This is a genomic window from Lutibacter sp. (assembly GCF_033723435.1).
Lineage (GTDB): Bacteria > Bacteroidota > Bacteroidia > Flavobacteriales > Flavobacteriaceae > Lutibacter.
The window spans coordinates 256,566-271,600 of sequence record NZ_JAWVXC010000002.1 but is presented as its reverse complement, the minus strand read 5'-3'; the positions used below and the strand labels follow the sequence as shown (position 1 = coordinate 271,600).

At 29.4% G+C, this 15,035-nt stretch carries 15 protein-coding genes; 9 read left to right on the top strand and 6 right to left on the bottom strand.

What is annotated here, in order from left to right; all coding sequences use genetic code 11:
- The first annotated feature begins 5 nt into the window (after window positions 1-5).
- The 7 genes from R3342_RS04165 (at window position 6) to R3342_RS04135 (ending at window position 4,902) form a co-directional block, all read left to right on the top strand.
- Window positions 6-968, top strand: coding sequence for an electron transfer flavoprotein subunit alpha/FixB family protein (locus tag R3342_RS04165; protein WP_318938418.1), 963 nt, complete (start codon window positions 6-8; stop codon window positions 966-968).
- 84 nt (window positions 969-1,052) lie between these two features.
- The gene (locus R3342_RS04160) at window positions 1,053-1,667 is read left to right on the top strand and encodes a bifunctional nuclease family protein (RefSeq protein ID WP_318938417.1); all 615 of its coding nucleotides are present in this window, start codon (window positions 1,053-1,055) and stop codon (window positions 1,665-1,667) included.
- A 5-nt stretch (window positions 1,668-1,672) separates the two neighbouring features.
- Window positions 1,673-2,914, top strand: a complete 1,242-nt coding sequence (locus R3342_RS04155) for a nucleoside permease (RefSeq protein ID WP_318938416.1) — start codon at window positions 1,673-1,675, stop codon at window positions 2,912-2,914.
- Window positions 2,915-2,949: 35 nt separating this feature from the next.
- Window positions 2,950-3,774, top strand: a complete 825-nt coding sequence (locus R3342_RS04150; protein WP_318938415.1) for a thymidylate synthase — start codon at window positions 2,950-2,952, stop codon at window positions 3,772-3,774.
- 37 nt (window positions 3,775-3,811) lie between these two features.
- Window positions 3,812-4,024, top strand: coding sequence for a hypothetical protein (locus R3342_RS04145; protein WP_318938414.1), 213 nt, complete (start codon window positions 3,812-3,814; stop codon window positions 4,022-4,024).
- Window positions 4,025-4,032: 8 nt separating this feature from the next.
- On the top strand, window positions 4,033-4,401 hold the full coding sequence (locus R3342_RS04140) for a 2TM domain-containing protein (RefSeq protein WP_318938413.1): 369 nt from the start codon (window positions 4,033-4,035) through the stop codon (window positions 4,399-4,401).
- Window positions 4,402-4,416: 15 nt separating this feature from the next.
- Window positions 4,417-4,902: a dihydrofolate reductase gene (locus tag R3342_RS04135; RefSeq protein WP_318938412.1), complete on the top strand. Its 486-nt coding sequence runs from the start codon at window positions 4,417-4,419 to the stop codon at window positions 4,900-4,902.
- Here the strand turns inward: R3342_RS04135 and sppA are convergent.
- The gene (gene sppA / locus R3342_RS04130; RefSeq protein ID WP_318938411.1) at window positions 4,899-6,653 is read right to left on the bottom strand and encodes a signal peptide peptidase SppA; all 1,755 of its coding nucleotides are present in this window, start codon (window positions 6,651-6,653) and stop codon (window positions 4,899-4,901) included. The two genes, R3342_RS04135 and sppA, sit on opposite strands and share 4 nt — an antisense overlap.
- 105 nt (window positions 6,654-6,758) lie before the next feature.
- Here sppA and folK point away from each other — a divergent pair, with 105 nt between their 5' ends.
- On the top strand, window positions 6,759-7,886 hold the full coding sequence (gene folK / locus R3342_RS04125; protein WP_318938410.1) for a 2-amino-4-hydroxy-6-hydroxymethyldihydropteridine diphosphokinase: 1,128 nt from the start codon (window positions 6,759-6,761) through the stop codon (window positions 7,884-7,886).
- A 1-nt stretch (window position 7,887) separates the two neighbouring features.
- Here the strand turns inward: folK and gldC are convergent, their stop codons facing one another.
- Both gldC and gldB read right to left on the bottom strand, forming a co-directional pair.
- The gene (gldC, locus tag R3342_RS04120) at window positions 7,888-8,223 is read right to left on the bottom strand and encodes a gliding motility protein GldC (RefSeq protein ID WP_318938409.1); all 336 of its coding nucleotides are present in this window, start codon (window positions 8,221-8,223) and stop codon (window positions 7,888-7,890) included.
- Complete coding sequence (gldB, locus tag R3342_RS04115; protein WP_318938408.1) at window positions 8,213-9,172, bottom strand: gliding motility lipoprotein GldB; 960 nt, start codon at window positions 9,170-9,172, stop codon at window positions 8,213-8,215. Before gldB ends, gldC begins: the two co-directional genes overlap by 11 nt.
- 98 nt (window positions 9,173-9,270) lie before the next feature.
- On the opposite strand from gldB, the gene R3342_RS04110 reads away from it, so the two are divergent.
- Complete coding sequence (locus R3342_RS04110; RefSeq protein WP_318938407.1) at window positions 9,271-10,872, top strand: NAD+ synthase; 1,602 nt, start codon at window positions 9,271-9,273, stop codon at window positions 10,870-10,872.
- Here R3342_RS04110 and dnaG read toward each other — a convergent pair.
- From dnaG to clpP, 3 genes are all read right to left on the bottom strand, one after another.
- The gene (dnaG, locus tag R3342_RS04105; RefSeq protein WP_318938406.1) at window positions 10,869-12,845 is read right to left on the bottom strand and encodes a DNA primase; all 1,977 of its coding nucleotides are present in this window, start codon (window positions 12,843-12,845) and stop codon (window positions 10,869-10,871) included. The genes R3342_RS04110 and dnaG overlap by 4 nt on opposite strands.
- Window positions 12,846-12,959: 114 nt before the next feature.
- Window positions 12,960-14,198, bottom strand: coding sequence for an ATP-dependent Clp protease ATP-binding subunit ClpX (gene clpX, locus R3342_RS04100; RefSeq protein WP_318938405.1), 1,239 nt, complete (start codon window positions 14,196-14,198; stop codon window positions 12,960-12,962).
- 45 nt (window positions 14,199-14,243) lie between these two features.
- On the bottom strand, window positions 14,244-14,903 hold the full coding sequence (clpP, locus tag R3342_RS04095; RefSeq protein WP_318938404.1) for an ATP-dependent Clp endopeptidase proteolytic subunit ClpP: 660 nt from the start codon (window positions 14,901-14,903) through the stop codon (window positions 14,244-14,246).
- Window positions 14,904-15,035: the final 132 nt, after the last annotated feature.

The following is a 15,035-nucleotide window of genomic DNA, read 5'->3' as shown; positions in this document are numbered from 1 at the left end:
AATATATGTCAGTTTTAGTTTATGCCGAAACATCGGAAGGAAAATTTAAAAAACCAGCTTTTGAAGCAACTGCTTACGGGAAAAAAGTTGCTGAGCAAATGCAAACTAATTTGGTAGTATTAGCAATAAACGCAAATGATACTACAGAATTATATACATACGGAGCAGAAAAAGTAATTTCAGTGTCTAATGATGCTTTAAAAAATTTCAATGCAAAAATATTTGCTAACGTTATAAAACAAGTTGCAGAAAAAGAAAATGCTGCTGTTATTGTAATTGAAGCAAACACAAACGGATTATATGCTGCACCAATGGTAGCTGTACAATTAAACGCTGGTTATGCTAGTAATGTTGTTGCATTACCTAGTTCTACTAATCCATTTACCGTTAAAAGAAAAACATTTTCAAATAAAGCATTTAATAATACCCAAATTTCAACAGATACTAAAGTATTAACTTTAGCAAAAAATTCTGTAGGAGTACACGAAATTCCAGTTACAGGAAGCACAGAAGAGTTTTCTCCTGAATTGGTAGCATGTAATTTAAAATCAGAATCTATTGAAAAAACTTCAGGTAAAATTACAATTGCCGATGCGGATATAGTTGTTTCTGGTGGTAGAGGATTAAAAGGACCTGAAAACTGGGGAATGATTGAAGAGTTAGCAGAAGTTTTAGGAGCTGCAACTGCGTGTTCTAAACCAGTTTCTGATTTGGGATGGAGACCTCACAGTGAACATGTTGGGCAAACAGGTAAGCCTGTTGCTTCTAATTTATATTTAGCAGTTGGTATTTCAGGAGCTATCCAACACTTAGCTGGAGTTAATTCTTCTAAAGTAAAAGTAGTTATTAATAACGACCCTGAAGCTCCATTCTTTAAAGCTGCAGATTATGGAATTGTTGGTGATGCTTTTGAAGTAGTTCCTAAATTAATTGAAAAGTTAAAAGAATTTAAAGCAAATAACGCATAATTTTATTAAATTGTGCCTCTAAAAGGCGGTCTAATTATTGGATGACGATGTCCTTTGATTAGACCGTTTTTTACATTTTAAATTATGAGCTTAGTCCGTTTAAATATTAAAGGTATTTCCTATAGTCAAACCCAAAGTGGTGCTTATGCACTAGTATTAAGTGAAGTAAAAGGCACAAGAACTTTACCTATTGTTATTGGTGCTTTTGAAGCACAATCTATAGCTATTGCTTTGGAGAAAGCAATAAAACCTCCAAGACCACTTACACACGATTTATTTAAAAGTTTTGCAGACAGGTTTCATATTACTATCAAAAAAGTTATTATACATAAATTAGTTGATGGTGTTTTTTATTCAAGTTTAATTTGCGAACAAGATAATATTGAAGAAATTATAGATACTAGAACTTCCGACGCTATTGCCTTAGCTACACGGTTTAATGCTCCAATTTTTACCTATGAAAACATTTTAGACAAAGCAGGTATTTATCTGAAATTTAAAGATGAATTAAACGTTGAAAAGGATAAACTAAGTATTGAAAATTTGATTGATGAAGAACAACAATCTACTATAAGCAAAGAGTCTTCCTTTTCAAAAGACACACTTAAACAATTACACGATAAACTAAATGAGGCTATTCAAAATGAAAATTATGAATTAGCAGCTAAAATTCGTGATGAAATCAATAAAAGAGCATAATAAACATGAACATTAAATTTCGTTTAACCGTATTAAATTTCTTAGAACTTTTTGTATTTGGAGCTTGGCTTATTTCATTAGGCGGTTATTTAGGAGGACAATTAAATTTTGAAGGCATTCAAATAGGTAAAATTTTTACAACTTTAGGTATTGCATCTGTTGTAATGCCTGGCATAATAGGAATTATTGCCGATAAATATATAAATGCACAAAAACTTTTAGGTTTATTACACATTATTGGAGCAATTTTTATGTTCTTTTTAGCACAAACCAAAGATTTTGACTTGTTTTTTTGGCTAATATTAGGATACTTAACCGTGTATATGCCAACATTAGGTTTAGCAAATACCGTTTCGTACAGTATTTTAACAAGCAATAAATTTGACGTAATAAAAGTCTTTCCAAAAATAAGAGTTTGGGGAACCATAGGATTTATTGTTGCTGAAGTTTCGGTTGGAACATTTGGGTGGGCGCAAAGCAATATGCAATTTTATTTTGCTATGATTATTTCACTAATAATGGGTGTTTACTCTTTTACATTACCAAACGTTCCTTTATCCACTGCATCCAATAAATCATTATTAGAACGATTAGGTTTAGATGCGTTTGTTTTATTTAAAGAATATAAAATAGCCGTTTTCTTTATTTTTTCAACCTTACTAGGAATTGTTCTTCAAATAACAAATGCTTGGGCTTCCGAATTTTTAAGAAGTTTCAAAGAAACCTATCCAGATTCTTTTGCTGTAACTAATTCAAATACTTTAATTGCACTATCCCAAGTATCCGAAACTCTATTCATTTTAACAATTCCATTCTTTTTAAAACGATTCGGAATTAAAACAGTAATGATTATGAGTATGATGGCTTGGTTTTTTAGATTTGCCTTATTCGGAATAGGTAGCCCAGAAGGAATTGGGCTTGGATATTTAATCCTTTCCATGGTTGTGTACGGAGCTGCTTTTGATTTTTTCAACATATCTGGTTCGTTATTTATAGAAACTGAAACAGACACTAAATATAGAGGTAGCGCACAAGGATTATTTGTTTTACTAACTAACGGTGTTGGAGCTATAATTGGCGGGTTAGGAAGCGGTTATATTGTGCAACTATTTACAACTGAAACAGGTAGAGATTGGTTTTCAATATGGATGATTTTTGCAGCCTATGCATTAGTTTTAGCTATAGTTTTTGGATTAATATTTAAGTATAAACACAATCCAAATGCTATAAAAAACGTTCATCATTAAAAAGTATTTAAGTTTACTACTAATAAAACAACTATATGAAGCAATATTTAGATTTAATAAAACATATACGTGACCACGGTACTCAAAAAGAAGATAGAACTGGTACCGGAACTAAAAGTGTTTTTGGATATCAAATGCGTTTTAATTTAGAAGATGGTTTTCCGATGCTCACTACAAAAAAGCTGCATTTAAAATCTATCATTTATGAACTATTGTGGTTTTTAAAAGGAGATACCAATATAAAATATTTACAAGAAAATAATGTAAAAATATGGAATGCTTGGGCAGATGAGAACGGAGATTTAGGTCCTGTTTATGGTCATCAATGGCGTAATTGGAATAGCGAAGGAATTGATCAAATAAAACAAGTAATAGAAACTATTAAAACCAATCCTGATAGTAGAAGAATGTTAATCTCCGCTTGGAATCCAAGTGTACTGCCTGACACATCTGTTTCTTTTGCTGAAAATGTAGCTAATGGAAAAGCTGCCTTACCTCCTTGCCATGCTTTTTTTCAATTTTATGTAGCCGATGGAAAACTTTCTTGTCAATTATACCAACGCAGCGCCGATGCTTTTTTAGGTGTTCCTTTTAACATTGCATCCTACGCTTTACTAACGTTAATGATTGCACAAGTTTGTGATTTAAAGCCAGGAGATTTTGTGCATACTTTTGGAGATGCTCATATCTACAACAATCATTTAGAGCAAATTAACCTTCAATTATCAAGAACACCAAAACAGTTACCTCAAATGGAAATTAATTCAAATGTTAAAAATATCTTTGATTTTAAATTTGAAGACTTTAACTTAGTAAATTATAATCCGCATCCTCATATTAAAGGAGCTGTTTCAATATAACTACCAAACTTGATTAAAAAAATTAAAAATATACATTATGAACACACAGGAATTAAGAGATGAAATCATTGAAAAAATTAACCAATTAGACGACAGCGAAGTATTGCTTTCATTAAAAAGTTTACTAAGCATGTCAGACACAAACTTGGCTAATTTTTTAAAATTTGCAAATGAAAAACTACATAGCGAAAACTTTAACGATAAAGAAGATTTTTCAGGATATATTAAAGAATGGGTTAAAAGCATGTAATTAAATTTATGAGTAGCAACCTTGAGCAACACGAATTGTATGAGAATGCACGAAACAGAGTGCAACAAAAAAAGCGATTATACTATCACTTTGTACTTTTTTTAATAGGCTCGGTATTTCTAATTATTTTAAATAAAATTTTTAAATTCGGAGAAAATTATATTGAAAACTGGTTTGTTTGGGTAATTTCTTTTTGGTTTATTTTACTATGCTTACATTTTGTAAATGTATTTTTTGTAAATAGATTTTTAGGAAAAGAATGGCAACGAAAACAAATAGAAAAATTAGTTGAAAAACAAGAAAAAAAGATTACTCAACTTCAAAAAACAATAGAAAAAAAATCATCTTCTACTAAGGATGATGAAATAGTATTATAATTTATTCCCTACTACATGATTACAATAATTGCTGCAATTGCAAACAATAATGCTCTTGGTAAAAACAATCAGTTAATTTGGTATTTACCTGCCGATTTAACCCGATTTAAAAAAACCACATTACATCATTATGTAATTATGGGAAGAAAAACTTTTGAATCTCTCAAAAAACCTTTACCAAATAGAACCACAGTTATTGTTACTAGAAATAAAAAATACAAAGCCGATGGTTGTATTGTAGTTCACTCGCTAGAAGAAGCTATAGCTGTTTCTAAAAATGAAGAAAATGTATTTATTTTAGGAGGAGCAAAAATATACGAGCAAGCCATAAAATTTGCCGATGTGTTAGACATAACCTTAGTACATCATACATTTGAAGCAGATGCTTTTTTTCCAAAAATAGATAAATCTATTTGGAAAGAAAGTGCCCGACAAGATTTAAAAGCCGACGAAAAAAACAAATACGATTATAGTTTTGTAACTTATACCAGAAAAGATTAATTAATGGTTAATGTAAAAGGTAATCTTGCTTGAATTCCTTTTGCATTTGTCATATTTCTTAAGCTTTTATAAATTCTATAATTTTCTTGCCCAAATTCTTCTATTAATATTTTTTCTTTAGATTTTATAAAAGGCAACTTGCTAAATTTATCTTCTAAATTCATATGATAACTTGGATAATTACGAATTCCGTAATCGGTTATTCCTGCTAAACTTGCCGCTTCAACAACTGCTGCATGTAAATTACCCAACTCATCAACCAATCCATTTTTAATTGCCTGAGCACCTGTCCAAACTCTACCCTGAGCAATACTATCCACAGTTTCAACGCTTAAATTTCTACCTTTAGCAACTCTATCTAAAAAAGTAGTATAAACCGCTTCAATACCTTCTTTTGTTACTTTTTTAAATTCATCAGAAATTGGCTCAAAAACACTATAACTAGGATTTTTATTAGTTTTAACTTGTTCGGCATTTATACCTAATTTATTTGCTAAATCACTAACATTTGGTATCATGCCAAAAACCCCAATTGAACCTGTTATAGTTGTTGGTTCTGCAATAATTTTATTGGCATTACACGAAATATAATATCCGCCAGAGGCTGCAACATTACCCATAGAAACTACTACAGGAATTTGTTTTTTGGTTAGTTCAATTTCTCGCCAAATTAATTCGGAAGTTAATGCACTTCCTCCAGGAGAATTTACACGTAAAACAATTGCTTTAGTGTTAGCTGATTCTCTAGCTTTTCGTAATGCATTAATAATTAAATCTTGTCCAATATTATCTTCATCTCCTTTTCCATAAATAATTTCACCCTGCGCATAAATTACAGCTATCTTATCCGAAGCTGATGACCTAATTCTACCTTTTCCTGTTGTAATATAATTTGGTAATGAAACACTGTTTAAAGTTTCTTTTAAAGGTGTTTCTACTGCATTTTTTAATTTATCTTTATATTCATCGGCATAAATAATTCCATCAACCAGCATATTATCTTTTGCTGAATTAGCGTTCCTTCCTAATAAATTATCAGCGATATTATTTAATTTTTGGATGCTAATATTTCTGCTTTTGGATATATCTAAAGTAAGTTCGTTCCAAATAGATTTTAAAAATGAGGTGATTTGTTCTTTATTATTATCACTCATTTTATTTGTTAGATATGGTTCTACAGCACTTTTATATTTTCCATGCCTAATTACTTCATATTTAACTCCAAACTTATTTTCAAAATCTTTATAATACAAAATTTCTGTAGCCAATCCTTTAAAATCAACAAAGCCTCGTGGATTTACAAAAACGGAATCTGCAACTGAACTTAAATAATATGATTTTTGATCGTATATATCTGAGTAGGCATAAATAAATTTACCAGATTGTTTAAATTCTAAAAGTTTATTTCTAATTGCTTGCATTTGAGCAACACCAGCACTAATACCTAATGTTGAAATAGAAATTCCTTTAATATTATCATCGTAACTAGCGTTTTCAATAGCATTTAAAATCTGATTTAAACCAATTTTTCGCTCATTAATATTAAATACTTCATCTAAAAAATTACTATTTTTTGGCGCATAATCTTTAACTACAGATTTTAAATTTAAAGTTAAAACCGAATTATTTTTCACCTCTACTTCTTTTGTGTCGCTAACTAAAGATGCGATTAAAACTATTAGTAAAAGTAATAGACCAATACCTATTAAAGTTCCAAAAATTGAAGCAAATAAATTTCTTAAAAATTTCATCGTTTAAAAATATTTTTATTAGCAAAAAAAGGTGCTAAATGTTTATAAGTTGAATAACAAAGATATGTTTTTATATAATACTTTTCTTTTCTTTGTATATACTTTATGCATTTACTTAGAAGCACATATTTATCTATAGGTAGCAACCTAGAAAACAAGCTTGAAAACCTACAAAAAGCAGTAGATTTTATAAGTCAAAAAATAGGTGCAATATCCAAAATATCAACCGTTTATAAAACGGAATCTTGGGGGTTTGAAAGTGATGATTTTTATAATATATGCTTACAGGTTTCTACCAAACTAAATCCTGAAGATTTATTACACACCACGCAAATTATAGAAAAAATTATTGGTCGAAAAGAAAAAACAAAAGAAGATTATGAAGCTCGCAAAATAGATATTGATGTTTTACTTTTTGATAATGAAATTATTTTTTCGCCAGATTTAATAGTGCCACATAAAGAAATGCTTCAGCGAAAATTTGTACTTGCTCCTTTAGCTGAAATTGCACCAAATTTATTACATCCAATAGAAAAAAGAAGAATACAGATTTTACTTAATAATTGTACAGATACTAGTAAAATTACAAAAACCGATTTCAAACTAAACCGTCCAATTTGTTTATCTGAAAAGTACAATTACATTGCCATAGAAGGAAATATTGGCGCTGGAAAAACTTCGCTTACTAAAATGATAGCGGAAGATTTTAACGCAAAAACAGTATTAGAACGTTTTGCAGATAATCCGTTTTTACCAAAGTTTTACGAAGATAAAGAACGCTATGCTTTTCCTTTAGAGATGAGTTTTTTAGCCGATAGGTATCAACAACTTTCTGATGATTTAGCCCAATTTGATTTATTTAAAAACTTTATAGTTTCAGATTATTATATTTTTAAATCCTTGATTTTTGCACAGGTTACCTTACAAAATGATGAATATTTTTTATACAGAAAAATGTTTGACATTATGTACAAAGAAATTTCTAAGCCTGATTTATACATTTATTTATATCAAAAAACACCTCGCCTATTAGAAAATATTAAAAAACGAGGAAGAGAATACGAACAAAATATTGCGCCAGAATATTTAGACAACATTCATAGTGGTTATGCTACTTTTATTAAAACAGAAGAAAATTTAAAAACGTTAATAATAGACGTTTCTGAATTAGATTTTGTTAACCATCCAGACGATTACACAAACATTATTGAGCTAATAAAAAACGCTGATTAATTTATTTTTTAAGTTCTAACTTTTCTGCAAAATAATCGCAAAAATCACGCATTGTAGCACTCATCCTTTCATCGTTAGTTGCTCTTTCAAAAGAGTTTGACATAGAAAGTAAGGTTTGATGGAAAAAATATTTCATTTCATCTAACGGCATATCTTTAGTCCATAAATCTAATCGTAAAGTATCTTTTGCATTCGGATCCCAAACCGAAATTAACATTGCTTTAGCTTCCTGATCTTTTATATTATTATCTTTTGCAGTCCAGCTGATTTTTTCAGGAATTTTATTTTCGTCTAATCCAACGTTAAATTCTATTTTAGAGGTATGATTAATTGCCATTTTTATGTGGTTTATATTTAGATTTTTTAAATATTTCTTCCGCTTTAGTTTGTAAAAGCTGCTGCAAAGTTACATTATTATTTTTCATATATGAACGTACAATTTGCCAGCCAATCCAACTTCCAATTCTCCCAGGCGATTCATTATCTATATTCAAATAAAATTTCGAAAAAGGTGCGTCGGCAATAAATCTTTTATATAAAGATGAATTACTACTAAACAGCAAATCTTTTTCCATAAAATAAGTCCAAATAGGCAATTCATTTGCTTTAGCCCAATCCAACTGATCTTTAGTGTAACCCATTTTTCTCTCATCAGAAACCATTGGTAAAAATTCATCTAACATATATTTCTTTTTCCCTTGAATTATACAATTATTTAAAAATAATCGTTCTCTTTTTGGTCTGTAATATTTATCTGCTATAGCTTTTGCAACATCAACAACTAATTGAGATTTATTATAATTTTGCTTTAAATATTCTGGAAAATCATTGTAAACTTTATCTTTTGTTCCCAAATACATATCTAATGAAATAAATAATAAACTATCGGCATAAATCACCTTGCTTTCATAATCTAAATTTGTAATTAATGTAATTATTTTTGGCGATTTAAAATTTGGATAATAATACTTTACGTGTTTAAACAAATTATTTATTTGCGATTTTTCATTACTAAAATCTCCAAATACTTTTTGCGATTTTTTGTATAATTCTTGCTCATTTTTAATTTTTGCAAGCCAAATACTATCATTTTTTTCTGGAAATAAATACGGGTATTTTTTTTCCAATTTGGGTAAAGTTTCTTTAGTAGATGTGTAAAATTGTTGTTCAAACCTATTTACAACAACTTTAGTTTTAATATTAGAAACGTCAATGTCCTTTTTTGATGTGTCGCTACATGATGCTAACACTAATAAAATAAAAATGGGAATATAATATCTGTTCATTAATTTCTATCTTTACAAACTTAATTTAAGTAACGACAAAAGTATTAAATTAGTTTAAAAAGCATTTAATCTTTTTTGAAATTAGATCAAACACCCAAATGAAAATAGCAATTGCGCAGATTAATACAACGGTAGGAAATATTACTGGAAATTTTGAAAAAATTATTTCAAATATAACCAAAGCTAAAAATGAAAATGCCGATTTAGTAGTTTTCCCAGAATTAACGTTAACGGGTTATCCTCCAAGAGACTTACTTATTAAAAAAAGTTTTGTAAAAAAAAATATTGAAGTACTTAACCAACTAGTTGATTTTACAGAAAATATTGCCATTGTTGTTGGTTTTGTTGATGAAAAAAACGGCAATTTATACAATGCTGCTGCATTTATTAAAAATAAAAAAATAGTAGAAATATATCATAAAATTCATTTACCAAATTACGATGTTTTTGATGAAAAAAGATATTTTACTGCTGGTTCTACCACTTCATTAGTAAATTTTAAAGGCGTTAAATTAGGATTAACTATTTGTGAAGATATTTGGATAGATAATGGTCCTGCTTACGATTTAAAAAAGAAAGGAGCTGAATTGATCATTAATATTTCAGCATCTCCATTTCATGCAGGAAAAGAAAAAATCAGGTTAAATGTGGTTGCTAAACAAGCCAAAGAAAATAACATCCCAATTGTTTATTGTAATTTAATTGGCGGACAAGACGACCTAATTTTTGATGGTAGAAGTTATGTTATTAACTGTAAAGGAAAATTAGTGCAGCAAAGTAAATCCTTTGTAGAAGAATTAAGCTATGTTAGTAATATTGAATCTAAAAATGAAATAGCGTTTATTGAGAACGAAAACAAATCCATTTATAACGCATTGGTTTTAGGTGTTAAAGATTATTTTAGAAAAAATGGATTTAAAAATACGGTAATTGGATTAAGTGGTGGTATTGATTCTGCTTTAACAGCTGCTATTGCTGTAGATGCTTTAGGAAAAGACAACGTTAGAGGTGTTAGTATGCCAAGTAAGTTTTCCTCTAAAGGAAGCATATCCGATTCTTTAGATTTAGCAGAAAATTTAGAAATTCCTTGTGATGTAGTTCCTATTAAAGATATTTACAATAGCTATCTAAAAACTTTAAAAACTCAATTTGCAAACACTAAATTCAATGTCGCCGAAGAAAATATTCAAGCTAGAATTAGAGGTAATATTTTAATGGCACTTTCAAATAAATTTGGCTATTTAGTACTTACCACAGGTAACAAATCTGAAAGTTCTGTTGGATATTCAACTTTATATGGAGATATGGCTGGCGGATTAGCGGTAATTTCAGACGTTTTAAAAACTAAAGTTTATGAATTATCTAGATATATAAATGAAGTTAAAGGCAAAGAAGTTATTCCTGTTTCTACTATAACTAAACCGCCATCTGCTGAATTAAGGGAAGATCAAAAAGATTCAGATTCATTACCAGAATACGATATTTTAGACCCAATTTTAAAAGCTTATGTTGAAGATGATTTAGGAAAAGAAGCCATAATTAGATTAGGTTTTGACGATGCAATTGTTACTAGAATAATAAATTTAGTGGATAGAAATGAATACAAACGCCAACAAGCTGCTTTAGGATTACGAATTACATCAAGAGCTTTTGGTCAAGGAAGAAGAATGCCTATTACTAATCGTTGGAAAGACGATTAAATAACTCTATTTAAACGCTCAAATAGTTTTTGCTTTAGATTAGTATAATTTACAACAGTATCTAAAATTGGATTATTTATATCTTCTTGTTCCATTTCAGAAATTAAGGATTTTATTTTTTTCTCAATAAGCACACGCCTAAGATTATAAATTGCATCTAAAACCATTTTTGATAAATTATCCTCTTTGCTTGGCGGATAAACTTTTTTTCTATTCCAATCACTTAAAGCATATTTTTCATCGTCCATTAAAATATTGGTTACCAAATTAGCTATTCTTATATCTTCATTATTCACAAAAGTATCTACTGAAATGGTTTCTTCTTGATTTAATTGATGAATCATTTCATAATAAATTTGTTGAAATAGTTCATCTGTAAATTCAATTTCATCTTCTTGTAAATTCAAATATATTTCTTTGGAAACTACATTTTCAAAATGGTATTTTTTTAAGGGTTTCACTTCATTATCATCCACTTCCTCTCCTGGTACATAACCTTCAAATTCAATATCTTTATTACCATATAGCAGTAAAATTTTAATAATTTCACGTTCGCATTTATGTAACTCATCAATCTCTTTAAACTCTGGAGTTTTTTGTAAAACCGGTGCTAAAGGTTTATTATACACAGGAGTTTTAGATGCCTCGCGTTGTTCTTTTTTTACAATTTGCGCCAATTCACTAAAAAGTACTGTTTCTGAAATATCCAAAATTTTGGAACATTCTTTAATATATACTTCCCGCTGAATTCTATCAGGGATTTTTGAGATACTAATAACAATATCTCGAATTAATCCCGCTTTTTTAACTGGATCATTCTCAGCATCTTTCATTAACAAAGTAACCTTAAAATTAATGAAGTCATGCGCTTCGTTTTCAATATATACTTTAAGTTCTTCTGGAGTTACTTTTTTTGAAAAACTATCAGGATCTTCGCCTTCAGGAAACAAAACTACTTTTACATTTAAACCTTGTTCCAGCAATAAATCAATCCCTCGAATGGAAGCCCTAATACCTGCTGCATCTCCATCAAACAACATGGTTACGTTGTTTGTAAGTCTATGAATTAATCTAATTTGTTCTTTAGTTAAAGCTGTTCCTGAAGAAGATACTACATTTTCAATTCCAGATTGATGAAAGGAAATTACATCCGTATAACCTTCAACTAAATAACAATTATCTTGTTTTGCAATACTCTGTTTTGCGAAATAAATACCATATAAGATATTACTTTTATGATAAATTTCGCTTTCAGGAGAATTTAAATATTTAGCCGCATTTTTATCTTTTGTTAAAATTCTACCTCCAAAGCCAAGTACTCTTCCGCTCATACTATGAATAGGAAACATTACTCTTCCTTTAAATCTATCAAACTTTTTAGTTTTAGATAATTCTTCGGTTTGTTTAACAATGGTAAGTCCTGTAGCTTCTAAAAAATTAAGATCATATCCTTTATCTAAAGCTTCTTTAGTAAAAGCTTCCCATTCATCTAAGGCGTAACCTAGTTCAAATTTTTGGATAGTTTCTTCGGTAAAACCGCGTTCTTTAAAATATGTTAAGCCAATGGCTTTTCCTTGCTCGTTTTCAAGTAACGTTTTTTGAAAATAATTTCGAGCATATTCTGACACCAAAAACATACTTTCACGCTCATCAGCTTGCAGTTTTTGCTCATCGGTTTGTTCGGTTTCTTCAATTTCAATATTGTATTTTCTTGCCAAATACCGAATGGCTTCTGGATAGGAATAATGTTCTTGCTCCATTAAAAAAGTAATAACATTTCCTCCTTTTCCTGAACTGAAATCTTTCCAGATTTGCTTTACTGGAGAAACCATAAACGAAGGTGTTCGTTCTTCGGAAAAAGGACTTAATCCTTTAAAATTACTTCCCGATTTTTTTAAATTAACAAATTCGCCAATAACCTCCTCAACCCGAGCAGTTTCAAAAACCTTATCTATGGTGTTTCTAGAAATCAATAGTTGCTATTTAAAAGTTTTTAAATTGTGTCTAAAGTACAAAAATTAACTAAAAAAAATCACTCTAGAAAATTTCAAAGAGTGATTTTAAATTTTATATAAAATGCAATTTTACTAAACTGCTTTTAATCTTTTTAATGTAGATTTTTCTATTTTATTTTCTGCGTATTTTTTAGTAATACGTAAAGTTTTTTCTTCAGATCCAGGCATTTCAAACATAGCATCTGTTAAAATTGCTTCACATAAAGAACGTAATCCTCTAGCTCCTAATTTGTAATCTACCGCTTTTTCAACTATAAACTGTAAGGCTTTTTCATCAATAGAAAAATCAATTCCGTCCATTTTAAACAATTTTTTATATTGTTTAATAATTGAATTTTTAGGTTCCGTTAAAATAGATCGTAAAGTTTTTTCATCTAAAGTATGCATATACGTTAGCACTGGTAAACGACCAATTATTTCTGGTATTAACCCAAAAGATTTTAAATCACTTGGAATAATATATTGCAACATATTTTCTTGGTCAACTTTATCTTCTTTAATAGAAGCTCCATAACCAACTGCTTGTCTATTTAATCGTTTTCCTATTATTTTATCAATTCCTGAAAAAGCACCTCCGGCAATAAATAAAATATTTTTAGTGTCTACTTCAATAAATTTTTGATCAGGATGTTTTCTTCCTCCTTTTGGCGGCACATTTACTTTAGAACCTTCCAAAAGTTTTAATAAAGCTTGTTGCACGCCTTCTCCTGAAACATCACGAGTAATAGATGGATTATCTCCTTTACGTGCTATTTTATCTATTTCATCAATAAAAACAATTCCTCTTTCTGCTTTTGCAACATCATAATCCGCAGCTTGTAATAATCGTGTTAAAATAGTTTCAACATCTTCACCCACATACCCTGCTTCTGTTAAAACTGTAGCATCAACAATACTAAATGGTACATTTAACATTTTAGCAATAGACCTTGCGATTAATGTTTTACCCGTTCCTGTTTCTCCTACTAAAATTATATTACTTTTTTCTATTTCAATCTCTTCTTCTTTGGAAGAAGCAGGTTGTAATAATCGTTTGTAATGATTGTAAACTGCAACAGACAACGTTTTTTTGGCTTGTGATTGCCCTATCATATATTGATCTAAAAACGCTTTAATTTCCTTAGGTTTTTTTAATATTAATTCTGTGCTTAAAGTTGAAGAATTTTTTTCAGCTAATTCTTCCATTACAATACCATGTGCTTGTTCAATACATTTATCACAAATGTGTGCATCTAAACCTGCAATCAATAAATCAGTTTCTGATTTTTTTCTACCACAAAACGAGCATTCTAATACTTCATCTTTTGCCATACTAATCGTTTTTATTTAATTAATAGCGAAAATATATGCTATTTATTATTTTCTTATTAAAATTTCATCAATCATACCATAAGCTTTTGCTTCATCAGCTTTCATCCAATAATCTCTATCAGAATCTGCATGTACTTTTTCCATAGTTTGCCCTGAATGTTTTGAAATTATTTGGTACAATTCATCTTTTAATTTTAAAATTTCGCGTGCAGTTATTTCAATATCACTTGCCTGACCTTGTGCACCTCCTAATGGTTGATGAATCATAACTCTTGAATGAGGCAAAGCTGAACGTTTCCCTTTGGTACCTGCACACATTAAAACTGCACCCATTGAAGCTGCCATACCTGTACAAATAGTAGCAACATCAGGTTTAATAAATTGCATAGTATCATATATTCCTAAACCAGCATAAACACCTCCACCTGGAGAGTTAATATAAATGGAAATATCTTTAGAACTATCTACACTTTCTAAAAACAACAACTGTGCTTGTATAATATTAGCAACATAATCATCAATAGCTGTTCCTAAAAAAATAATTCTGTCCATCATTAAACGTGAAAACACATCCATTTGTGCTACGTTTAACTGGCGTTCTTCAATAATATAAGGTGTAACACTACTTATAATTTTGTCATAGTGCATGCTACTAATGCCTTGGTCTTTAGTTGCAAATTTTTTGAATTCTTTTCCGTAATCCATTTTACAGGGTTTTATAATTTTAGTTTGTAAAGATAAGAAGTATTTGTTAGATACTCAATTAGAGTTAGTATTATACTTTTTATTTTATCAATTTAAGTATATTTGGACTTCTATAATCCTATTTCACAATGA